We start from the raw sequence: 22,238 nt of genomic DNA on the forward strand, positions 1-22,238 counted from the left end.
TAGTATTTGGGAGCTATGAAGTAAAATAAACCTTATGAGTTTTAACTAGAATGTTATTATGGATTAAAGCCGAGTTATGCATTTTAGGTGATCTAGTTTTGCGACCTATAAATCTTACTTCATTTGTAGAACAATTTCATATAAACTCAACGATGACAACCATGGACTAGCATTCCTTAAAGTCGTACCTTTGCATGCAATTAAATTGAATTGCAATGATCTCACACGATGCTAAGTTTGTAGGTGAAGGCCTTACTTACGACGATGTACTTCTTGTTCCTGGCTACAGCGAGGTACTCCCTAGAGAAGTTAGTATACAAAGTAAATTTTCCCGTAACATTACCCTTAATGTACCCATAGTATCTGCCGCAATGGATACGGTAACTGAAAGTCGTATGGCTATCGCCATGGCGCAGGAAGGAGGAATAGGGATTCTACACAAGAACATGTCGATAGAGGCACAGGCTCAGAAAGTGCGCCGTGTCAAACGTGCAGAAAGCGGTATGATCATCGATCCAGTAACCCTTACTGAACAGGCTACCATTGGCGATGCAAAAGCCAGCATGCGCGAGCACGGTATAGGTGGTATTCCTATCGTTGATGAAGGAGGATTCATAAAAGGAATTGTAACAAATCGGGATTTACGATTTGAGAAAAAAGATAGCCGCAGTGTAACTGAGGTAATGACTTCAGAAAATCTAGTAACGGCAAAGGCAGGAACTTCCCTGCAGCAGGCAGAAATCATTTTACAGGAACATAAAATTGAAAAGCTTCTGGTCGTTAGCGATGATGATAAATTAATTGGTCTGATCACTTTTAGAGATATTACCAAGCTCACACTACAGCCTAATGCCAACAAGGATCAATACGGTAGATTGCGTGTTGCTGCTGCGATAGGTGTTACTGGTGATGCGGTAGATAGAGCAAGAGCTTTAGTTGAGGCTGGTGTTGATGCGGTAGTTATTGATACAGCACACGGTCATACCAAAGGTGTGGTTGATGTATTGAAAGATGTAAAAAAGCATTTTCCAGAATTAGACGTTGTTGTAGGTAATGTAGCTACAGCTGCCGCCGCAAAGTATCTAGCAGATGCTGGTGCAGACGCCGTCAAGGTTGGTATAGGTCCTGGGTCCATTTGTACGACACGAGTGGTTGCAGGAGTAGGTTTTCCACAACTCAGCGCTGTTATGGAAGCGGCTCATGCTCTCAAAGGCTCTGGAGTTCCTGTCATTGCAGATGGCGGAATACGATACACGGGTGATATTCCTAAAGCTATAGCTGCTGGTGCAGACTGCGTCATGTTGGGTTCTTTACTTGCTGGTACTACAGAATCTCCAGGTGAAACGATTATCTATGATGGTCGTAAATTCAAATCTTATCGTGGTATGGGATCTGTAGAAGCGATGCAGACTGGATCTAAGGATCGTTATTTCCAGGATGTGGAAGACGACATCAAGAAATTGGTTCCAGAAGGAATTGTGGGACGTGTACCATTCAAAGGTGATCTTGTAGAAAGCATGACACAATTTATAGGAGGTCTACGTGCAGGAATGGGTTATTGCGGAGCTAGTGATATTGAAAGCCTCAAGGATAAAGGTCAGTTTGTAAAGATCACTGCCGCTGGAGTTCATGAAAGTCACCCACATGATGTAACGATTACAAAAGAGGCGCCTAATTATAGCCGCAACTAAATGAAAATCATTTGTATAGGCCGTAATTATGTGGAACACATCAGGGAGCTCGATAGCGAGCGACCTGATGAACCCATTGTTTTTTTAAAGCCAGATACGTCTATTTTATTGGATAAGAACCCGTTTTTTATTCCAGACTTTTCTGATGATGTCCATCATGAAATTGAGGTTGTTATCAAAATCAATAGGCTAGGAAAACATATAGACGAGAAGTTTGCGCACAAATATTACAACGAGATAGGATTGGGTATTGACTTTACCGCAAGAGATCTTCAAAATGAATTAAAAGCTAAAGGCCTTCCATGGGAAAAGTGCAAGGCATTTGATGGCGCTACCGTTGTTTCTAGGACTTTTATCGATAAAAAAGAATTGGGAGATCTTGGCCAGCTCGGTTTTCAACTATACAAGAATGACGTTCTACAGCAGGACGGCAATACAAACTTGATGTTGTGGAAGGTTGATGAGCTCATTGCATATGTCAGTAAATTTTTTACTCTCAAGATAGGAGACCTTATCTTTACAGGCACACCAGCTGGAGTTTCTAGAGTTCAGGAGAATGACTCTCTCAAAGGATTTCTAGCAGGAAAGGAATTATTTTCAATACGCGTTAAATGAGTAAATTATATAACTTAAGTACTATAAAGGAATTGTCAGAAGATGATCCAGAATTCATCAAGGCAATGGTCGATACTTTTATAGAAGAGATACCGCAGGATCTGGAGCAACTTGCTTTGGGAGTCGTGGAGGATGATCGTGAAATGGTTCACGAGTACGCCCATAAGATGAAGCCTACCGTTGAAATGTTTGGACTTTCTTGTCACTATGACGTACTCGTCATGGAGGCTTGGGGAAAGTCAGACGATCAAATGGATATCAACGAGCACTTCATGCGAGTGCAGGAAGACCTACAGAAAACCGTCACACAGCTCAAGGAAGATTTTTAACCCATGAAAGCAACGGTAATTACTATAGGCGATGAGATCCTCATAGGCCAGATCGTTGATACAAATTCTGCTTGGATGGGTAAGGAGCTCAACAAGATTGGGGTTTCTGTCTATGAAATTATTTCTATTGCCGACGATAAGGATCATATTTTGTCCGCTTTCGCGAAAGCGGAACAGCAATCAGACGTAGTGCTCATCACCGGCGGCTTAGGTCCTACCAAGGACGACATCACAAAATCAACCATCTGTGAGTACTTTGACGATGAATTGGTGCTGAACGAATCTGTTTTAGTACATATACGTGAGATGTTTGCTAAGTATGTCAAAGATGCTATTGTGCCGGCTAACGAGCTGCAGGCTATGGTTCCCTCTAAAGCCAAAATTCTCAACAACGCCTACGGTACCGCACCAGGAATGTGGTTGGAGAAGAATGAAACTGTTTTTGTTTCCATGCCAGGTGTCCCTTTTGAAATGAAGGCATTAATGAGTAATGAAGTATTGCCGCTACTGGGAAAAACCGAAGGTTTACCTTTAATTTATCACCGTACGATATTGACAGCTGGTCAAGGTGAGAGTACCATAGCGGCTCGAATTGAAAAATGGGAAGATGAATTACCGGCAGATATCAAACTGGCTTATCTGCCTAGTTTAGGCTCCGTGAGGTTGCGTTTGTCCAGTATAGGAAAAGACCGTGATCAAGTGAGGTCTGCCGTGGATCAAAGAGTATTGTCTTTATATGATCTCATCGATGATATTATCATAGGAGAAAGTAATGATGAATCCTTAGCCCAGCAAGTATCTGCACTTTTCAAAAAAGCGGGACGAACTCTGGCAGTTGCAGAAAGTTGTACAGGCGGTCAAATCGCACAACAACTAACGGAGCATGCAGGTGCCTCTCAGTTTTTCATGGGTGCATCTGTCACTTATGCTACAAGATCTAAGATTGATTTATTGGATGTCGATCCATCGATTATAGAAACGCACAGCGTTGTCAGTGAACAGGTAGCAATGGCGATGGCAAAAGGTGCACGATTAAAATTTCATTCTGACATTGCAGTTTCTACCACAGGCAATGCTGGACCCAGCAAAGGCGATAGCGATGCAGACGTTGGAACAGTGTTTATAGGTATAGCAACGGCATATGAGTGTTTTGCGGTCAAGTTCAACATGGGGAATCATCGCGAGCGAGTGATCCAGAAGACGGTCAATAAGTCGTTTGAGTTATTACAGAAAGAAATATTGAAAATACACGCAAATTAGGTTTGTGTGTTCCAATTAATATTTGTTATTTTGCAGTCCGATTTTAAACACAGATAATCATGTCACGAGTTTGTGAACTTACTGGTAAGAAAGCGATGAGTGGAAACAATGTTTCCTTCGCTATGAATAAGACGAGACGTAAATTTAACGTGAACCTTTTCAAAAAACGTTTTTACCTTCCAACAGAAGATAAGTGGATTACCTTGCGTGTATCTGCAAAAGCATTAAAGAACATCAATAAAAAAGGAATTACCGCTGTGGTAAAAGAAGCTCGTGCTAACGGGATTCTTTCCAAGTAATTCTATAGAAGAGCACTAAGATGGCAAAGAAAGGCAATAGAATACAGGTAATTTTAGAATGTACCGAGCATAAAGCAACTGGTGAGCCAGGAACTTCTCGTTACATTACTACAAAGAATAAGAAGAATACTCCAGATCGTCTTGAAATCAAGAAATTCAACCCGATCTTGAAGAAGATGACTGTTCATAAAGAAATTAAATAATAAGACATGGCAAAGAAATCAGTAGCAACCCTACAAACTGGGTCAAAGAGATTAACAAAAGCCATTAAGATGGTTAAATCACCTAAAACAGGTGCATACACATTTGTGAGCGCTATCATGGCTCCGGAATTAGTAAGCGATTTCTTAGAAAAGAAATAAGTTGGTTAGTTAAAACTGAAAAGACCGCGTTGCAACAGCAACGCGGTTTTTTTATTTTGATTTTTCACGCGTTTATTCATTTTACTCCATTGTATTTATTCATTATTTAGAGTTAGCCTTCCTGGTAAGCGTATATGAAACAAAAGCTTAACCAAAATACGCTCAACTCATAACCAGCGATATCTTAACTTTGCCAGACCAACAATAGACTATGAGTTTTTTCAAGAATATATTCAATAAAGAGAAAAAGGAAAGCCTTGATAAAGGTCTAGAAAAGACCAAAACTAATTTTCTCGACAAGCTGGGTAAAGCCGTTGCGGGTAAATCAAAGGTGGACGATGATTTACTGGACGACTTGGAAGATGTACTGGTTTCCAGTGATCTAGGAGTAGCAACCACCATTAAGATTATTAAGCGCATTGAAGAACGCGTTGCAAGAGATAAATATTTAGGGACTGAAGAGCTCAATAAAATCATGCGAGAAGAAATCGCTGGATTGATGAGTGAGGTCAATAGCGGTAATGCCACCGAATTTAAAATACCAAAGCAAGATGGACCTTACGTGATTATGATCGTAGGTGTCAATGGAGTTGGCAAAACAACAACTATAGGTAAGCTGGCCCACCAATTTAAAAAAGCAGGCTTGAAAGTGGTATTAGGAGCTGGAGATACCTTTAGAGCTGCTGCGGTAGATCAGTTGCAAATCTGGGCAGATCGCGTAGGAGTTGATATTGTCAAACAAGCCATGGGAAGTGATCCTGCGAGTGTAGCGTTTGATACCTTACAAAGTGCTGTTGCTCAAAATGCAGATGTCGTATTGCTTGATACAGCTGGAAGATTACATAATAAGGTCAATTTGATGAACGAATTGACAAAGATAAAGCGCGTGATGGACAAAGTGATTCCTGAGGCGCCACATGATGTGATGTTAGTCTTGGATGGTTCTACTGGTCAAAATGCTTTTGAACAAGCAAAACAATTTACGGCCGCCACTGAAGTTACCTCACTAGCTATCACAAAATTGGACGGTACCGCAAAGGGTGGCGTGGTCATAGGTATTTCAGATCAGCTTCAGATTCCTGTTCGATATATTGGAGTAGGCGAAGGCATGGAAGATCTCCAGGTATTTAACAAGATAGAATTTGTAGATAGTTTCTTCAATTAGAAATAAAGCTCAATAACCTATAAAAACACTCGCAAGGACCTTATAGTTCTTGCGAGTGTTTTATTTTTAGAAAAAGAATTACCCATGAAAAAAATCTTGTTCCTTTTTGCTTTAACTGCTATCATAAGTTCCTGCAAAACACCAGAAACTACAACATCAGAAAATCCTGAGCAAACAAATGTTGCTGTGGAATCGGATTCTTTACAGCCTTTGGATTTGAAAGTAACAGATTCAAAATATATCACTAGAGATGATGTGTTTGCAGAGCTTAAAGACGAGGTGTTATTATTCAGTGAGAATTCTCCAAATGGAACTCGCAAAGCAGAATTACTAAATGAATTGGTTCAGGAAAAAAGCATTCCTCAAATTCAACGAGCTATTTATGATGGTAAGTTCAGTTATGAAGATTTGGCGCTTTACTACTTGAATAGAATTTACAAGTATGATAGGAATAATGATCTGTCATTGAATTCGGTCATTGCGCTCAACCCTAATGTACTGGATCAAGCAAGATCTGCTGATGCGACATTGGTTACAATGAAAGAATACGGTGAGACTTTAGATATTTATGCTATAACTGGTATGCCTATTCTTTTAAAGGATAATATCAATACTAGCGATATACCAACTACAGCAGGTGCAGCTGTTTTACAGGGAAACCAAACAGATGATGCACAGCTGGTCAAAAACCTCAAAAATGCTGGAGCAATTATTTTGGGTAAAGCCAACTTGAGCGAATGGGCTTATTTTTTCTGTGGAGATTGTCCTAGCGGTTATAGCGCCGTTGGTGGACAGACATTGAGTCCCTATAAAAGATTATATTTTGATACCGGTGGATCCAGTAGCGGTAGCGGTGTCTCGGTAGCAGCAAACTTTGCTGTAGCTGCTGTAGGTTCAGAGACTAGTGGTTCAATTTTGTCACCATCTTCCCAAAACTCTGTTGTTGGTCTTAAACCTACAGTAGGAACAATTTCGGGTGAAGGAGTAGTTCCTATTTCGTGCTATCTAGATACTGCAGGACCTATGGCAAAGAATGTCGTTGATGCCGCTATCTTGATCAATGCTATGCGTGGTAACGAGGCCGATGTTATAGAGAAAAACCTGATTCCTAAACTCAACGATTATTCATTGGAAGGAAAACGCTTTGGGATTTTCAAGAGGTTTATGGAAAACCCATTATATGCTGATGCCATTGCGACAATTAGAAATCAGCGAGCTGTGATTGTAGAGTTAGAAGAGAAGGATGTAGAATTAAATGGTTTCCTTAAACTACTTAATGCAGACATGAAGCAGGATTTGCCTGTCTATTTCAAAACCGCAGGAAATGATCAGTACAAAGATTGGAATGTTGCCAGAGTAATGCAGGAGAATTTAAAGGACTCTTTAAAATCAATGCCTTACGGTCAGCGATTATTTCAAGGGATTGTCGACGAACCAGAAATGACCGAAGAAGAATTTGCTACTTTCAAAGAAGGAATGACCAAAACGGCTCAAGATTATCTGAATTATTATTATTCCAAATACCGATTAGATGGTATACTGTCCATTAACAACTACACAGCCGGTGTAGCGGCTGTTGGCTTCTTTCCAGCCATGACAGTTCCTATGGGTTATGATGAGGATGGCAAGCCATTTGGGTTAACTTTTATCGCACCTACAAATAAAGATCGCGAGCTATTAGGTTGGGCAGCAGCCTATGAGCGCGTAAGTAAGAAGCGTAAGATGCCGACTGATTATCAAAAGTAAGCCATGACACAAGACGACAAGCCACCTATATTTTCAAACAAGAGTCTACGTACATTGACTAAAGGAGTAGCCATTTATGCGGGCTTCTATGTAGCTGTGGTTGTTGGTCAAACTATTAGCCAGCCGGTTAGTGAAAATTCTGCTGCACCGCAAAACGCATATATGCCGTTATATTTTTTAGCTGCGGCACATTTGCTTTTAGGATTGATCAATTTGGGTATCATTCTAAGTAAAAGATACAATTGGTTTGTTCCATCAATATCTGGGATTCTTATGATATTATCTAGAATTTATCATACCGAGCTCGAAATATGGGTTTGGAGCTGGTCGTAGAATAATTCGCTTTCGCGAAAGCGATATAAATTTGTACCTACAGACTCTAAAAGCGAACTGTTTTTGATAAGTAGATTGAAAACTCGTTGTAGGTTTCCAGTTCTTCATATTGGATTCCAATATCAACTATACGATTGTTATATTTTGTACCTAAAGTCCAATGATTTAAATCTCTATATTTTAAAAAGGAACCGTTGAAGTATACGCCTGAAGGTATATAGATAGAGTGTTTTATACCGTAGCCAAAGCTTTCTATATCTTCGTTACTATTGTAATTGATATGAGCTATTACGAGCGATGGGATCCATTTGAAAATACGATAATTGGTATATGGCTTTAAAATCAATTGATAATTGAAAAACTGATTGCTGTCAAAATCTGCTTTATGAAACGATACAGTCGCTGACAAATCCCATTCGTTTCTAAGAGTAAAAATTTTCTGTAACGATGCATCTGCACGATCATTTTTAGAAAAATTAGTGGCATAACCCACTTGTAAATCTGTATTTGCTAACACATTCAAAAAGCCAGTATTACCAAAAACGCCAATAGTATTATAATTAAAGCCGTAAAAAGCGCCTAGTTTACTGGGTTTGTAGTTTTTTGTAACAACAAGTATGCAACCAGGAATCAAATCAAGAGTAACCTTAATCTCATTTTGATTTGATACAACATATTTCTTTTTTCTGTAGTAGATATTTTCAATTTCTAAAGTATCGCCCACTTGAGCCCTAATCCAGAACCTACCTTTCTTATCAGTAACTTCAAATGGCTTTTTAGAGCTTAGATTTTGGATCCACGTGTCAGAAATACCTTTTCCTGCAGAATCTACGACTACGCCTTGAATCTTACATTGTCCGTCACATGAAAGATGTATCGCTAGAATAGCAACTAAAAAACACAATAACCTCATTAGTTAAAGGTATCTATTTTAATCGTCTTTAGTCTTTTCAATGAACGATCACATTTATCGTAAATTTGCAGCCGCTATGAGAACAAAATCAAGAAAGAAAAATCGCATTAATGTCATCACTTTGGGCTGTTCCAAAAATGTGTATGATAGTGAAGTGTTGATGGGTCAGTTGAGAGCCAGTGGCAAGGATGTGGTATATGAGGAAGAAGGCAACATTGTCGTGATCAACACCTGTGGGTTTATCGATAATGCCAAAGAAGAATCTGTAAATACCATTCTTGATTTTGTAGACCGCAAGAGCCGTGGCGAGGTGGATCAGGTTTTTGTTTCTGGTTGTTTGTCAGAACGTTACAAGCCAGATTTGCAAAAGGAAATCCCAGATGTCGATCAGTATTTTGGGACTACAGAGCTTCCATCGTTGCTTAAAGCACTAGGAGCAGATTACAAACACGAACTCATAGGCGAGCGTGTGACTACGACTCCTAAAAATTACGCCTACTTCAAAATTGCCGAAGGTTGTGATCGCCCATGTTCCTTCTGTGCGATCCCACTTATGCGTGGTGGACACAAGAGTACGCCTATCGAAAACCTGGTTATTGAAGCTGAAAAGTTAGCTGCCAAAGGTGTCAAAGAATTAATTCTTATTGCTCAAGATTTGACCTATTATGGTCTGGACCTCTATAAGAAACGCAGGCTTGCAGACCTTTTAAAAGAACTTGCAAAAGTGGACGGCATCGAGTGGATTCGCATGCATTATGCCTTCCCAACTGGTTTCCCGGTGGACGTTCTGGACGTGATGAATGAGGAGCCTAAGGTCTGTAATTATTTGGACATCCCATTACAACATATTTCTACGCCCGTATTGAAGTCGATGCGACGCGGTACTACGTTTGAGAAAACAAATGCGTTGTTGGATCGCTTTCGCGAAAGCGTGCCACAAATGGCTATTAGAACAACTTTGATCGTTGGTTATCCTGGAGAAACGGATGAAGATTTTGAGATCCTGAAGCAATGGGTCAAAGATCAACGCTTTGAGCGTATGGGCTGTTTTACCTATAGCCACGAGGAGAATACGCATGCATACAAATTAGAAGACGATGTGCCTGCAGAAGTAAAACAGGAACGTGCCAATGAGATTATGGAAATCCAATCCCAAATCTCTTGGGAGCTGAACCAGCAAAAAATAGGGCAACAATTTAGAGTCATGATTGACCGTAAGCGTGGTAATCACTTTGTAGGTCGTACAGAATTTGACAGTCCTGATGTGGATAATGAAGTGCTCATCGATGCGAGCGAGCACTATTGTAGTGTTGGTGAGTTTGTGATGGTAGAAATCACAGATGCAGAAGATTTTGACCTCTACGCAGTACCGGTAGCTTAACGCTCCTCATCCTTCTCACGTTCCGCACGTTTCTCACGGAAGCTTTCCCTAAAGTTGCGACGCTTGCGATTCTTAACCGATGTCTGTCGGGATTTATTCCAGCCTAGAAAGATGAAGAAGGCAACGATGACAGCTGCGATATAAATGTAGTCTGTGTACTGACCGAACATAAATTACTCATTATATGATAAAGATAGCAAAATTGCCGATCGCCTATTCGTCTTTTTATACTGTTGTATAGTTCTTCGAAAATTGAGGTATTAACCTTAAACGAAAAGAAGGCTTGATTTGAGTAAAACAAAATTTGTTAGGTTTCAATCCACTAAGAGATATTTGCCAACGATGACTGAGCTGAAATCTACCATTACTGCTTGATTATCGATTCCTTACATCACTTTCCACAACACCATCTCGCAGTCTTATGACACGGTGTGCATGCTCTGCAATGTCTTCCTCGTGAGTTACAAGAATCACAGTATTACCATCTGCGTGGATCTTGTCAAAAAGTGCCATGATCTCTATACCAGTTTTGGAATCTAGGTTACCGGTAGGCTCATCGGCTAGGATGATGGATGGATTGTTGACTAGCGCGCGACCAACAGCAACACGCTGGCGTTGTCCACCAGATAGCTGATTTGGTTGGTGATCCATACGATCTGCAAGGCCTACGCTGGTAAGAACTTCAGTAGCTCTAACGTTGCGATCTTTTTTAGACATTCCTGCATAAATCATAGGCAGCGCTACATTATCTAGTGCTGTAGTTCTGGGAAGTAGGTTGAAGGTTTGAAAAACGAAGCCAATCTCGGTATTTCTAATGTCTGCGAGTTGGTCATCGCTCAAACTGGAAACGTCAGTACCGTTCAGTCTATAGGTACCTGAAGTAGGTGTGTCTAAGCAACCTAACAAATTCATAAAGGTAGATTTACCAGAACCTGAAGGTCCCATAAAAGCTACATAATCACCTCTTTTAATGTCAAGATCTATTCCCTTAAGAACCTTTACTTCTTCCTGACCTAATTTGAAATTACGCACGATGTCGCGCACCTCGATGACATTTTCACTCATAGTTTCCATACTAATTATTCATAGGACGCAGGAACATGCCGCTCGTTACAATTTGATATGAAAAGCTTGTTGTCTTTGTTGTGGTCTAAAGAAAATGATTCCCCAATCATACGTATCGATGCTAACTGTGACCTTTGAGTGTTTTTGAAGTTTTTTCCAAGCCTTAGTCATTCCCTGAGACCAATATATATCATCCAGAATCACCACCGTATCCTCATGACAATGCGGCAAAATCTTTTCAAAGTAGTCCAGTGTAGCCGTGCCGTCGTGATGGCCATCAATGTAGATGAGATCATATCTTTCTTCTGATCTGGTATTCGACAATTCTTTAAAAAACTGGTCAAAGGTCTGCTGTGATACTTGAACGTTTTCAAGTTTGAATTCCCTAAACCTTTCTCGCGCATAACTAGCAACCTCTGCGCTGCCTTCTACCGTACGCACTTGATTTGCAGCTAGGGACAATGAAATGGTGCCAGTTCCTAGTGAAGTTCCCAATTCCAAAACTTGTTTTGTCTTGAAATAATCACCTATGCGGTAGAGCAACTTCATCTGTTTTAAGGAACTGCAATTGTGCTTTAGGATATTTGAAGTACTTCGAGAATTACTTTTGAAAACCCTGCTGCCAGCGCCGTGATCAATAATTTGTAGTTGCTGTGGATTATTTTTTACGCTTTCGCGAAAGCGTGAAAACTTCTCATACTCCTCAAAATAACGATCATCCTTTAAGCAATCGCGACTAAATTCAAATACAAAAGGCGAGTGGATCCCATGCAGGTGAACCGATTTCCATCGGTGGATGATGTAATGTTTGAGTTGGTGCAGCACGATTCAAAAATAGGTATTGCGATACATCGTTTCTTGTCACCCTAGATTTATTTCATCCTGTCACCCTGAACTCGTTTCAGGGTATATAGGTTTGTTTCATCCTGTCACCCTGAACTCGTTTCAGGGTTTTAGGGTTTTTTTCAGCCTGTCACCCTGAATATATTTCAGGGTCTCCTTTATTGATGTCTCCTTAAAGCCGCCTCATAATTAAACGCCCAACCGCTCCGTCAATTCCAGCCATTCCATTTCTTTCTCTTCCAGTTCTTCTTTAACAGCTCCTAATTTGATGCTGTTTTCAGTCATGGTTTCTGGATCGATGGACTCGTCAAGAAAGCTGTCTTGCAACTTTTTACGATCGATTTCCAATTGTTTCACTTTATTTTCCAAACGACTCAGCTCCTTTTGATCTTCTCTAGAGATACCTGCTGGCGCCGATTTTACTACCGGTTTAGGTGCTGGTTTAGCTTCTTGAGTTTTGGCAGCATCCTTTTCTAAAGCAATATCGGTTGTTCCCACATAAGCTCTAAAGTCCGAATAGTTTCCTGGGAAATCTGTGATCTCACCAGATTGATTGAAGACCAACAAGTGATCGACAATCTTATCCATGAAATACCTATCGTGACTTACCACGATAATACAACCAGGGAAATCCATCAAGAAATTCTCCAAAACGTTGAGTGTTGGAATATCTAGGTCATTGGTTGGCTCATCCAGAATTAAAAAGTTGGGGTTCTGGATCAAGATCGTACATAGATATAAGCGCTTGCGTTCACCACCACTTAGCTTCTCGACAAAATCATGTTTCTTTTTGTTGTCAAAAAGGAAACGCTCCAGCAACTGGCTTGCGCTAATTATTTTACCCTTATTGAGCGGTATGAATTCGCCGTATGCCTTGATGACATCAATTACCTTCTGGCCAGGTTTGATGTCTATTCCGCCTTGAGTGTAGTAGCCTATTTTGACCGTTTCACCTATGGTAACCTTTCCTTTGTCTGGTGCTAGATCACCATTAATGATGTTGAGAAAGGTGGATTTACCAGTTCCATTTTTCCCTATGATTCCCACACGCTCACCACGCTGGAAATTATAATCAAAATTCTCTATCAAATTCTTATCACCAAAGGACTTTGAGATGCTATGAAGTTCCACAATCTTGGTGCCTAGGCGTTGCATATTGATTTCCAACTCTACGTTATGTTCCTTACGACGATTGGAGGCCGCTTCTTTGATCTGGTAGAAATCGTCGATGCGAGATTTGGATTTCGTGGTACGTGCTTTAGGTTGGCGACGCATCCATTGCAGTTCTTTTTTGAAAAGCTGTTGTGCTTTTTCTTGAGTGGTTTGCTCAATCTCCAGACGCTCTTCCTTCTTTTCTACATAGTAGGAATAGTTGCCTTTGTAAGTATAAAGATTACCGTTGTCCAACTCAATAATTTCATTACATACACGATCTAAAAAATAACGGTCGTGAGTCACCATAAGAATCGTATAATCTTCCTGCTTAAAGTATTCTTCCAGCCATTCGATCATTTCAAGATCCAGGTGGTTGGTAGGCTCATCCATGATCAACAACTGTGGATCAGATAATAGAGCAATCGCCATGGCGATACGTTTTTTCTGACCACCACTCAACTTCCCGACTTGCTGAGAAAGGTCGTCCAGTTTAAGCTTGGAGAGAATTTGCTTGTATTTAGTCTCAAAATCCCATGCTTGAGCAGATTCCATCTGGTCAAATGCCTTTTGGTAGGCGTCTGCATCATCCATATTTTCCATTGCCTTTTCATAACGGGCAATAATTTGAATGGTAGGAATGTCTGAAGCAAGAATGACTTCTTCAATAGTCTGGTTGTGGTTCAGATCTGGTTCCTGAGAGAGGAAAGCCATGCGCAGGTCATTGCGACGATTCACACTACCGCTATCGGGTTGTTCTTTTCCGGCTATGATGTTGAGTAGCGAGGTCTTACCGTAGCCGTTTTTTGCGACAAAGCCTATCTTTTGACCTTGGTTAATACCTAGCGATACATTCTCGAACAACGCCTTATCCGCAAAGGCGCGTGATACATTTTCAACACTCAAATAATTCATGGAATACCTTCAATAATGGGTTGCAAAGCTAATTCATTTAAAGGCTTCGACATCTTCTTTGCAATAATTATGGTTGGTCTGATACTTATCTGAAATTAAATCCTAAAATGAAAGGTGGTGGTCACTTCCAATAGGATGAAATATTAGATTATAAGCCAATCGATTGCTCCTACATTGTCAACCTATTTAAAGTCTTATTAATGAATTATGAAGCCAACTTGCATTTTGATATTTCACTTGCTAGATGTGTTTTGTGGTTAATGGGATTTAAGTGAGCACGCTTTCGCGAAAGCGGAATTTAATAACGCAACGCAAACAATAAAATCGACGAATTGCAAGTTCAAGTGTAGAGCACATTTTAAAATAGGCTATCTATTAAGATAATTTTATATTTACAGGCAATTACCAATTTCCCTATGCGTCAATCGACACTGGTACTAATCATCCTATTGCTATCAATTGCCTCCTGTGTACCTACATCTAAGATCACGTACCTGCAGGAATCCAAGTCAACTGTAAATGACAGCCTGATGATGGTGCGACGTTTACAACCACCTTATCGATTGCAGGTGAATGATGTTGTTAATATCAATTTGTATCAAAGTGCTGATGAACGGCTGACAACCCTTTTCTCGCCGGCCAGTGGTGAGTCTGTGAGCAGTGCAGGCGTCAACGGTTATGGTGTTGACCTCAGAGGAGACATACGACTGCCAGAAATAGGTACTGTCAAAGCAATAGGCCTTACTACTGAAGAGTTGCAGGATAAACTGAAAGACATCCTGCTGGAAAAATATTTCAAACAGGAAGAAGAACTGTTCCTAACAGTCAAGCTGGCTGGTATATCTTTTACGATGGTAGGCGAGGTAAGCGGTACTGGAATTCAATCTGTGCAAAGAGAACAGGTCAATATTATTGAAGCAATTGCTGCTGGTGGTGGTGTCCCAGCCACAGGAGATCTCACCGCCGTTAAAATTGTACGTAATTATCCTGACGGTGTCAAGGTACATGAGGTAGATCTCACCACACTGGATGTTGTTTACTCACCATATTACTATATACAGCCCAATGATATGATCGTTGTGGATCCATTGCCGCAAAAACAAATAGGAATAGGGACTACTGGGCTATCTGCTTTTTCCACCATTTTTTCACTGGTAGGAACAATAGCGGCTGGAATATTACTGTTAACTAGATAGCAGATGGAAGCAGAAAATGAAGTTAACGCATTATCGGGCATTTTTGATGTCAAACAGTTTCTTCAAAAGCTATTGAAGTTATGGTGGCTTTTTTTAATATGCATGGCTATAGGATTGGGTTATGCCTATTATAAGAACCAATTTATACAGACGTTTTATAGAATTGAATCCCTGATCAGCATCAAGGATAATAACAACCCGCTGTTTACAAGTAATCAAAGCCTTACGTTTAATTGGGGCGGTACTACAGATAAGGTTACCACAGCGATTATACAGTTCAAATCTAGATCTCATGCAGAGGTTGTGGTGGATCAATTGCAATATTATGTCAATTATATCAAGGAAGGAGATTATTATAACATTGATGCTTATAAGCAAACTCCGTTTTTTGTTTTTGTTGATACTTCCTATGCTCAGTTGTATCAGAAAAACATTAGAATCAAAGTCCTGGACAATGATCGCTTTGAACTGAGTGCTCCTTTCAGCGGAACTACAGCTGGTGGGTTCGACTTCGTGAAAAAGGAATGGGTCTCTGTAGAAACCCCTCAAGGAGAATGGCAGCAGATATTTGAATTTGGAGAAGAAATTGACCTGCCTTTTTTACATATTACTATAGAGAGAACCTCAGAGCAGGTAAAGACAGGAGAATGGCTGTTTAACCTAGGCAACTATTGGGGGACCGTTATGCGATACAAAGGCATCGCTGTTAGTCAACAACCTACAGGATCTTCTATTTTGAGCCTTAGTATGCAGGGTTTGAACAAGAAACGCCTTATCGACTACATTAATAAGAGTAGCGAGGTACTTGTTACTGAGGAATTACGTAAGAAAAATAAATTTGCCGTCAGCACTATAAAATACATCGACAGCAGTCTACAGCAGCAAAGTAAATTATTGAAAGAGTCAGAAACGGAATTAGCGGCGTTCAGAGATAACACCCAGCTTATCGATGCCACTTCTCAAAGCACTGATTTCAATTCAAAACTGACCGGTTTTGAGATTCAGAAGCGTGACTTATTGAATAGGTTGAATTATTATGAGACCTTAGATACATATTTAAAGCGGCGTTCAGACTATACTGCTATACAGGCTCCATCTATTGTAGGAATTACTGAAGGTAGTATAGGTGGTTTCATAGGTCAGCTCATCGGTCTATCTGAAGAGCGCAAGCGATTGGAATTTAGTTTAAAGCCAGATGCACCGGCTTTCAGAGATATTGATAGGCAGATAGATGCTTTGAAAACGGTAATTTATGAAAACATCGATAATAGCACCTCGCTTTTAGAAAATGAACTGGGCCAGATCAATAGGGAGATAGGTAGATTGGAAAGCCAGATCAAGCGATTGCCTAAAGAACAGCAGGAGTTCTTAAAAATCCAGCGACAGTTTGATATAACTCAGCAGGCTTACAATGTTTTTCAGGCAAAACGTGCGGAAGCTGAATTAGTCAAAGCAGCCAATGTATCAGATGTTTATATCATTGACGAGGCAAAAGACACCGGTCAGGGCGGCAGCCAGCGAGATACTAATATTAACTATTTAATCGCGTTGCTGATAGGTATTGCGATTCCGGTTACAGTGGCTTTTGTACTGACCTTGCTGGATACATTTATCCATTCACCTAAGGAGTTGGAAAGGTTATCTCCAGTCCCTCTAATTGGCGTTATAGGACAGGTAAAACACGATAATAATCTAGTAGTTTTTGAGAAGCCTAGGTCTGCCATAGCAGAAGCTTTTAGGGGATTGCGTTCCAGCCTCCATTTTATATACAATCAGGATACTGCGTCAGAATCCAAAACAATTATGGTGACCAGTAGTGTTAGTGGTGAAGGGAAAACCTTTACCAGTATCAACCTAGCGACAGTTTTTGCCTTAAGTGGCAAGCGTACCATACTAGTAGGATTAGATTTAAGAAAGCCTAAGATATTTGACGATTTCAACATTGATAATACGATAGGTGTTTCAAACTATCTGGTAAAGGATGCCACGTTGAACGAGATTGTCAAATCTTCAGGAATAGAAAATCTGGACCTAGCCTTATCTGGACCGGTACCACCCAATCCCAGCGAGCTTATATTGAATAAGCAAACCGCCATAATGCTAGAGGAATTGAAGCAGTCCTACGACTATGTTATTCTGGATACGCCACCTTTAGGATTAGTAGCAGATGCCATGGAGATTTCAAAGCATTCAGATGCCAGCCTTTATGTAGTGCGTCAAGGTTATACTAAAAAAGGAATGCTGGATATTTTAAACGATAAGTATTCTAAACAGGAATTGGGTAACGTAAGTATGCTCTTCAACTATTTCAACGACCGTGCGAGATATGGACATGGGTATGGATACGGATATGGTTACGGTGCCTATGGTAATGGATATCATCAAGACAGTGCACCTCAAACGGCAGCTTATCGCTTGAAAACACGGATCAAACAATTGTTTTCGCTTTCGCGAAAGCGAAATTAATTACAGCCATTAATGGAAAATCAAGAGTGGTTATATGAAATTAAGCCTAAGGGAAAGCTTATTGACCTGAATTTCAAGGAAATATGGAGATATAGGGATTTACTGGTTTTATTTATTAAAAGGGATATTACCACTGCCTATAAGCAAACCATATTGGGCCCTTTGTGGTTTTTGATACAGCCGTTGTTCACAAGTGTGGTTTTTACCTTAGTATTCAACGAGGTGGCGGGAATAGATAATGGAGCCATTCCCAACTTTCTTTTTAATCTTACCGGACTTACTCTCTGGAGCTATTTTAAGGAAGTCTTGAGTGTTTCAAGCAGTGCCTTTACATCAAATGCCGGCCTGTTTGGTAAAGTATATTTCCCACGGTTTATTGCGCCAGCATCAAGAGTACTTTCTGGCTTGTTCAAGTTTGGAATCCAGTTGATTATATTGGTGATATTCTATGTCTATTATTATGTAAATGGAATGGATATTTTGCCCAGTACTGCTCTGCCGTTGATCCTGCTGGTGCTACTCAACGTTATTTTGATGGGAATGGGTTCAGGTCTTATCTTATCTGCAATGACGACTAAGTACCGTGACCTAAATGTATTGATAGGCTTTGGTTTGAGTCTTTTATTATACCTCAGTGCTGTGATGTATTCATTAGAAGAGGCAAAAAATAAATTACAGGAGTACTATTGGGCCGTAGAATGGAATCCTATCGCCCATGTTATTGAGAGCTATCGTAGTTTGTGGTTTGGCTCGTTGCCTATTCACTGGACTGGAATCTATGTAGGATTTTTTGTGGGAACGGTCCTGTTTTTAATTGGCTTGATTGTATTCAACAAGACAGAGAAAACATTTATAGATACGGTTTGATGAAAATATTAATGCAATGATAGCAGTAGTAGTTCCCTGTTTTAACGAGGCCCATCGTTTGAAAGCTGATCAATTCAAGGATTTCATTGAAAAAAATTCAAACTATCACTTCTACTTTGTTGATGATGGAAGCAACGATAATACATTTGAACTTCTAACCAGAAGTTTCAGTAATGTAAAAAGGTGTTCTATTTTTAACGTGGTTGAGAATGTTGGTAAAGGTGAAGCAATAAGAACTGCTATTAAACGGATCGATATTAATAGATACGAGTACGTTAGTTTTATCGATGCAGATCTTGAAATACCATTAAATCAGCTTATCAAGCTCTCTAAAAAGATTTCTACATACCCACGGTCACTGATAGTTATATCTCGAAGAACTAACAGAAATAAGGAAAAAAGATTTTTCATTAGAAATCTAGGAAGCAAGATGATATCCTTAATATCTCAGAAACTACTTAGGCTTAATAATCCTATTGTTGATACACAATGTGGTTGTAAAATGCTAAGGGTAGAAATAGTTCACATATTTGAAAAACCATTTATTTCCAGTTGGTTATTTGATTTAGAAATTTTACTAAGAATTCGTAATTATAAGAAACGTTCAGATCAATGGATTCATGAGGTTTCGTTGCATGAATTAAATAGCGTGAATGCTAAAAGAAATTATACTTTCAAAAGTGCACTTCATTTGACAAACCAGTTGTATAAAATAAATAGAGCTTACAATTGAAAAAGAGATTACTTGGAAATTTGACGGTAATTTTAATAATTTTCACAATTGTTGTTGTGCCTTTTGGGATGGTCTTTGAATACGTTCAGCTTTCGCAGGATGACTTAGGAAGAGCCTATTCAAACTTTGAAAATTACTCGCAAAATTTTGATTGGTGGATGTCTGCCCATAATGGTAGATTTTTTAATGCCTTGATTGCATTATTACCTATTTATTCTTCAATGACATCAATCAAGTTAATTCTTCTCCTAATTTTCTTATTGCATCCAGTAGTATTATATCTGGTTCTCAAAAAATATTTAAAATTTGTGGGGTTGCAAATTGAAAAATCTTCAATTTTATTATTGAGTATGATGTTTTTTTTTATGATGATCATACAAATGCCTCTCCTTGTAGAATATTTTTATTGGTATGCTGCCATGACTGTCTATAGTTTGCCTTTTTTAAGTTTTTTAATGCTTATCTATTTTATACTAGGTATTCATCAATCTAAAAAGGGTGCTCTGTTTGGCGCTGTATTTTGCTCTTTACTTTGCGTAGGTAGCAATGAAATGTTTATTCTAATTATCAATTTTTTATTGACGATTCAGATTCTACGTTATGCTCTGATGAATAAAATGATTTTATTTAAATATTTGATAATTGAATTATGTGTGCTGCTGTCCTCGCTTATAGTGATCTTTGCCTCCGGTACTTCACACAGGCAGGCAATAAACCAGTCTGGAGGAGATTTTGCTAACGCTACCATGCAATCAATAAAAGCAACCCTATCTCTTTTATTCAATCAGCTCAGTTCTTTTGAAGATATTACGGTTATTCTTTTAATTATTTTTTCAATAGGACTATTCAGTTCTAAAGGTGTGAATAGTTCAAGGCTCAAATACATAAATCCAATTATTTTACTTGCATTCAGTTTAATAATAATTTTTTTGGTACTATTTGTTCCAGCCTATGCCACAGGCGGCATAGGTTACAACCACGGTAGAATAGCAAACCTAATACAGATTTCCTTGTTGATGACATTAGTGATAAACGCTATAAATTTTGGAATCTATATTTTATCTAAAGGGATCAGATGGAATATTTCTAAATATTACTACGGCTATACTTGCCTTCTTGTGGTTTTCATAATTTTCATTTCATTCCGTGATGAAAATTTAAGAGGGCTGTATCAAGATTTTAATGAGAATAGGTTTGAAGTAGTCGAAGGAGCCATTGACCAGAGAACTCGAATATTATTGAAGGCAAAGAACGGTAAAGTTGAAGTTCCTAAGCTTTCACATTCCAACACTCTACCCTATATGGATATTACCGAGGATTCAAAACACTGGTATAATCGAGTATACGTCGAATATGTGAATCATAAATATGAAATAAATATTCAGTCTATAGTTTTGCAGTACGAAAAGAGCGATACTGAATTGTAATGTATGACAGGGCTTTCAAAAAGCTTTGATTTTTAAACATTAAAATTATACTCCAATGCTACAACTAAGAAAGCTTATAGGTATCAAACTAGTATCCTTCGTCATAGTATGCTTTTTTGTGCTTTTGCCTTTTTCATTTGTTACGAATTACGTAGACCTTTCTGAAGATGATTATGGTAGAGCCATATTATTTTTTGATAATTATTGTGTCAATTATTTCGTTTGGTTGAAACAGCACAATGGAAGATATATAAATGCAATGATTAGCCTTTTGCCCTTATATAGTTTACCCATTTTAAAGACAGTTTTGGGACTCAATTTCCTGATTACTCCATGGGTTATAAAAATGTTTGTGCAGCGTTTGAGTATAACTTTTGGCGTGCGACTTAGAAATATTAATTCATATCTGGTAGCAGTGGTATTGTTTGGTCTGATGATTTTCCAGATGCCCTTGTTGGTTGAGTATTTTTATTGGATGGCGGCAACTACTGTTTACTCATTTTCCTTTTTGAGTTTTTTGATGATCTGCTACTTTTTGTTTGATGTTAGGAAAGGCAGCAAAAAAGCTGTGGTGGGAGCAGCTCTTTTTACCATAGTGGCAACAGGCAGCAATGAAATTTTTTTATTGTTGACAAACTACGTCATCTTCATAAGTCTAATCTTATTCTGGATTAGTCATAAAAAACTAAACGTTCATCTTTTGGCAGTCCAAATTGTAGCACTTGTATCATCATCCATCGTAATACTTGCGACGGGTAGCAGCAATCGCAGAGACAATTATGCTGCAGGTGGAGATATTGTTGACTCTATTGTTTTATCATTAAAAAACACCGTTTCCATACTTTTCAACCAATTCACTACATTAAACGATGTATTGATCTTAATTGCGATAGGTTCAACAGCATTATTTGTAGCAACACAGACAAAAGTTTCAAAAAATCTGCAATCTCTGAATCCTATGCTTTTGTTGTTGCTAAGCATAGTAGCTCTATTTCTGATATTTTTCACTCCCAATTATGCTATGGGAAGCGTCTCCTATAACAATGGCAGGGTAGGTAACCTCATCCAGATCCTACTCTTATTTATTCTGTTTACAAACTGCTTAAATTTTATTATTTACTACAGGATTCACCAGACAATTTTGCCATTTGTAAACAGCCTGTTTTCTAGAATTGCCGTACTGGTATTACTATTTGCTACGACCCTTACTTCAGTAAATACTCAAAATCTATATTTGGATTTTTATGATGGATCATTTGCTAGATTGGAGCAAGATCGAAAATTGAGAGTTGAGACAGTTAAAATCAATCGGTCTAACCACCTAACTATCCCACCACTTTATAAAACAAGAACATTGCCTTATGATGGTATAACAACCGATCCCATAGCATGGCAAAATCGATATTACACTGAATATATCAATCAAAAATATGATCCGGATCTATTGAGTATAAGATTAGGCAAATAACACGTGTCGTTT

22 protein-coding genes are annotated in these 22,238 nt (G+C 39.0%); 17 read left to right on the forward strand and 5 right to left on the reverse strand.

Annotated features, from left to right (window positions below; genetic code table 11):
• Positions 1 to 215 precede the first annotated feature (215 nt).
• The 10 genes from guaB to BLO34_RS01255 all read left to right on the forward strand — a co-directional run bounded on the left by guaB (position 216) and on the right by BLO34_RS01255 (position 7,800).
• The gene (guaB, locus tag BLO34_RS01210) at positions 216 to 1,691 is read left to right on the forward strand and encodes an IMP dehydrogenase (protein WP_090751874.1); all 1,476 of its coding nucleotides are present in this window, start codon (positions 216 to 218) and stop codon (positions 1,689 to 1,691) included.
• Positions 1,692 to 2,306, forward strand: a complete 615-nt coding sequence (locus BLO34_RS01215; RefSeq protein WP_090751876.1) for a fumarylacetoacetate hydrolase family protein — start codon at positions 1,692 to 1,694, stop codon at positions 2,304 to 2,306.
• On the forward strand, positions 2,303 to 2,635 hold the full coding sequence (locus tag BLO34_RS01220; protein WP_090751877.1) for an Hpt domain-containing protein: 333 nt from the start codon (positions 2,303 to 2,305) through the stop codon (positions 2,633 to 2,635). Before BLO34_RS01215 ends, BLO34_RS01220 begins: the two co-directional genes overlap by 4 nt.
• Before the next feature lie 3 nt (positions 2,636 to 2,638).
• Entirely contained in the window at positions 2,639 to 3,895 is a 1,257-nt protein-coding gene (locus tag BLO34_RS01225) for a CinA family nicotinamide mononucleotide deamidase-related protein (RefSeq protein ID WP_090751878.1), read from the forward strand.
• Positions 3,896 to 3,954: 59 nt separating this feature from the next.
• Complete coding sequence (gene rpmB / locus BLO34_RS01230) at positions 3,955 to 4,194, forward strand: 50S ribosomal protein L28 (RefSeq protein ID WP_090751880.1); 240 nt, start codon at positions 3,955 to 3,957, stop codon at positions 4,192 to 4,194.
• Positions 4,195 to 4,214: 20 nt separating this feature from the next.
• On the forward strand, positions 4,215 to 4,397 hold the full coding sequence (gene rpmG, locus BLO34_RS01235) for a 50S ribosomal protein L33 (RefSeq protein WP_055413333.1): 183 nt from the start codon (positions 4,215 to 4,217) through the stop codon (positions 4,395 to 4,397).
• Positions 4,398 to 4,403: 6 nt separating this feature from the next.
• The gene (locus BLO34_RS01240) at positions 4,404 to 4,556 is read left to right on the forward strand and encodes a DUF4295 domain-containing protein (RefSeq protein WP_090751882.1); all 153 of its coding nucleotides are present in this window, start codon (positions 4,404 to 4,406) and stop codon (positions 4,554 to 4,556) included.
• Between the two features lie 211 nt (positions 4,557 to 4,767).
• The gene (gene ftsY, locus BLO34_RS01245) at positions 4,768 to 5,721 is read left to right on the forward strand and encodes a signal recognition particle-docking protein FtsY (protein WP_090751883.1); all 954 of its coding nucleotides are present in this window, start codon (positions 4,768 to 4,770) and stop codon (positions 5,719 to 5,721) included.
• Between the two features lie 84 nt (positions 5,722 to 5,805).
• Entirely contained in the window at positions 5,806 to 7,467 is a 1,662-nt protein-coding gene (locus BLO34_RS01250) for an amidase family protein (protein ID WP_090751885.1), read from the forward strand.
• 3 nt (positions 7,468 to 7,470) lie between these two features.
• On the forward strand, positions 7,471 to 7,800 hold the full coding sequence (locus tag BLO34_RS01255) for a hypothetical protein (RefSeq protein WP_090751886.1): 330 nt from the start codon (positions 7,471 to 7,473) through the stop codon (positions 7,798 to 7,800).
• Between the two features lie 46 nt (positions 7,801 to 7,846).
• Here the strand turns inward: BLO34_RS01255 and BLO34_RS01260 are convergent, their stop codons facing one another.
• Positions 7,847 to 8,713: a hypothetical protein gene (locus BLO34_RS01260; RefSeq protein WP_090751888.1), complete on the reverse strand. Its 867-nt coding sequence runs from the start codon at positions 8,711 to 8,713 to the stop codon at positions 7,847 to 7,849.
• Between the two features lie 76 nt (positions 8,714 to 8,789).
• On the opposite strand from BLO34_RS01260, the gene rimO reads away from it, so the two are divergent.
• Positions 8,790 to 10,094, forward strand: coding sequence for a 30S ribosomal protein S12 methylthiotransferase RimO (gene rimO, locus BLO34_RS01265; protein ID WP_090756344.1), 1,305 nt, complete (start codon positions 8,790 to 8,792; stop codon positions 10,092 to 10,094).
• Here rimO and BLO34_RS14520 read toward each other — a convergent pair.
• The 4 genes from BLO34_RS14520 to BLO34_RS01280 form a co-directional block, all read right to left on the reverse strand.
• Positions 10,091 to 10,264 (reverse strand): hypothetical protein, encoded by a 174-nt coding sequence (locus BLO34_RS14520; RefSeq protein ID WP_157686598.1) that lies wholly within the window; start codon positions 10,262 to 10,264, stop codon positions 10,091 to 10,093. The genes rimO and BLO34_RS14520 overlap by 4 nt on opposite strands.
• 205 nt (positions 10,265 to 10,469) lie before the next feature.
• Positions 10,470 to 11,159, reverse strand: a complete 690-nt coding sequence (locus BLO34_RS01270) for an ABC transporter ATP-binding protein (RefSeq protein ID WP_090751889.1) — start codon at positions 11,157 to 11,159, stop codon at positions 10,470 to 10,472.
• A 45-nt stretch (positions 11,160 to 11,204) separates the two neighbouring features.
• A complete protein-coding gene (locus BLO34_RS01275; RefSeq protein ID WP_090751891.1) occupies positions 11,205 to 11,984 on the reverse strand; it encodes an O-methyltransferase in 780 nt (259 codons plus the stop codon).
• Between the two features lie 207 nt (positions 11,985 to 12,191).
• Positions 12,192 to 14,069 carry an ABC-F family ATP-binding cassette domain-containing protein gene (locus BLO34_RS01280; protein WP_090751893.1) on the reverse strand — a complete coding sequence of 626 codons (1,878 nt, stop codon included), beginning with the start codon at positions 14,067 to 14,069 and terminating at the stop codon, positions 12,192 to 12,194.
• Between the two features lie 416 nt (positions 14,070 to 14,485).
• Between BLO34_RS01280 and BLO34_RS01285 the strand changes: the two genes are divergently transcribed.
• The 6 genes from BLO34_RS01285 to BLO34_RS01310 are packed head-to-tail and all read left to right on the forward strand — an operon-like array spanning position 14,486 to position 22,226.
• The gene (locus BLO34_RS01285; RefSeq protein ID WP_090751894.1) at positions 14,486 to 15,265 is read left to right on the forward strand and encodes a polysaccharide biosynthesis/export family protein; all 780 of its coding nucleotides are present in this window, start codon (positions 14,486 to 14,488) and stop codon (positions 15,263 to 15,265) included.
• Between the two features lie 3 nt (positions 15,266 to 15,268).
• A complete protein-coding gene (locus BLO34_RS01290) occupies positions 15,269 to 17,731 on the forward strand; it encodes a polysaccharide biosynthesis tyrosine autokinase (protein WP_090751896.1) in 2,463 nt (820 codons plus the stop codon).
• Positions 17,732 to 17,743: 12 nt separating this feature from the next.
• Positions 17,744 to 18,598, forward strand: coding sequence for an ABC transporter permease (locus BLO34_RS01295; RefSeq protein ID WP_090751897.1), 855 nt, complete (start codon positions 17,744 to 17,746; stop codon positions 18,596 to 18,598).
• Positions 18,599 to 18,614: 16 nt separating this feature from the next.
• Positions 18,615 to 19,331 carry a glycosyltransferase family 2 protein gene (locus tag BLO34_RS01300; RefSeq protein WP_090751899.1) on the forward strand — a complete coding sequence of 239 codons (717 nt, stop codon included), beginning with the start codon at positions 18,615 to 18,617 and terminating at the stop codon, positions 19,329 to 19,331.
• Positions 19,328 to 20,758, forward strand: a complete 1,431-nt coding sequence (locus BLO34_RS01305; protein WP_090751901.1) for a hypothetical protein — start codon at positions 19,328 to 19,330, stop codon at positions 20,756 to 20,758. The genes BLO34_RS01300 and BLO34_RS01305 overlap by 4 nt, the downstream gene beginning before the upstream one ends.
• A 55-nt stretch (positions 20,759 to 20,813) precedes the next feature.
• Positions 20,814 to 22,226, forward strand: coding sequence for a DUF6056 family protein (locus BLO34_RS01310; protein WP_090751902.1), 1,413 nt, complete (start codon positions 20,814 to 20,816; stop codon positions 22,224 to 22,226).
• The last annotated feature ends 12 nt before the right edge of the window (positions 22,227 to 22,238 follow it).

The sequence above is a fragment of the Nonlabens sp. Hel1_33_55 genome (assembly GCF_900101765.1).
Lineage (GTDB): Bacteria > Bacteroidota > Bacteroidia > Flavobacteriales > Flavobacteriaceae > Nonlabens.

Excerpts from the sequence above, each read along its gene's own strand:
- guaB (WP_090751874.1), top strand. The coding sequence starts at position 216 with ATGATCTCACACGATGCTAAGTTTGTAGGTGAAGGCCTTACTTACGAC.
- BLO34_RS01215 (WP_090751876.1), top strand. The coding sequence starts at position 1,692 with ATGAAAATCATTTGTATAGGCCGTAATTATGTGGAACACATCAGGGAG.
- BLO34_RS01220 (WP_090751877.1), top strand. The coding sequence starts at position 2,303 with ATGAGTAAATTATATAACTTAAGTACTATAAAGGAATTGTCAGAAGAT.
- BLO34_RS01225 (WP_090751878.1), top strand. The coding sequence starts at position 2,639 with ATGAAAGCAACGGTAATTACTATAGGCGATGAGATCCTCATAGGCCAG.
- rpmB (WP_090751880.1), top strand. The coding sequence starts at position 3,955 with ATGTCACGAGTTTGTGAACTTACTGGTAAGAAAGCGATGAGTGGAAAC.
- rpmG (WP_055413333.1), top strand. The coding sequence starts at position 4,215 with ATGGCAAAGAAAGGCAATAGAATACAGGTAATTTTAGAATGTACCGAG.
- BLO34_RS01240 (WP_090751882.1), top strand. The coding sequence starts at position 4,404 with ATGGCAAAGAAATCAGTAGCAACCCTACAAACTGGGTCAAAGAGATTA.
- ftsY (WP_090751883.1), top strand. The coding sequence starts at position 4,768 with ATGAGTTTTTTCAAGAATATATTCAATAAAGAGAAAAAGGAAAGCCTT.
- BLO34_RS01250 (WP_090751885.1), top strand. The coding sequence starts at position 5,806 with ATGAAAAAAATCTTGTTCCTTTTTGCTTTAACTGCTATCATAAGTTCC.
- BLO34_RS01255 (WP_090751886.1), top strand. The coding sequence starts at position 7,471 with ATGACACAAGACGACAAGCCACCTATATTTTCAAACAAGAGTCTACGT.
- BLO34_RS01260 (WP_090751888.1), bottom strand. The coding sequence starts at position 8,713 with ATGAGGTTATTGTGTTTTTTAGTTGCTATTCTAGCGATACATCTTTCA.
- rimO (WP_090756344.1), top strand. The coding sequence starts at position 8,790 with ATGAGAACAAAATCAAGAAAGAAAAATCGCATTAATGTCATCACTTTG.
- BLO34_RS14520 (WP_157686598.1), bottom strand. The coding sequence starts at position 10,264 with ATGTTCGGTCAGTACACAGACTACATTTATATCGCAGCTGTCATCGTT.
- BLO34_RS01270 (WP_090751889.1), bottom strand. The coding sequence starts at position 11,159 with ATGAGTGAAAATGTCATCGAGGTGCGCGACATCGTGCGTAATTTCAAA.
- BLO34_RS01280 (WP_090751893.1), bottom strand. The coding sequence starts at position 14,069 with ATGAATTATTTGAGTGTTGAAAATGTATCACGCGCCTTTGCGGATAAG.
- BLO34_RS01285 (WP_090751894.1), top strand. The coding sequence starts at position 14,486 with ATGCGTCAATCGACACTGGTACTAATCATCCTATTGCTATCAATTGCC.
- BLO34_RS01290 (WP_090751896.1), top strand. The coding sequence starts at position 15,269 with ATGGAAGCAGAAAATGAAGTTAACGCATTATCGGGCATTTTTGATGTC.
- BLO34_RS01295 (WP_090751897.1), top strand. The coding sequence starts at position 17,744 with ATGGAAAATCAAGAGTGGTTATATGAAATTAAGCCTAAGGGAAAGCTT.
- BLO34_RS01300 (WP_090751899.1), top strand. The coding sequence starts at position 18,615 with ATGATAGCAGTAGTAGTTCCCTGTTTTAACGAGGCCCATCGTTTGAAA.
- BLO34_RS01310 (WP_090751902.1), top strand. The coding sequence starts at position 20,814 with ATGCTACAACTAAGAAAGCTTATAGGTATCAAACTAGTATCCTTCGTC.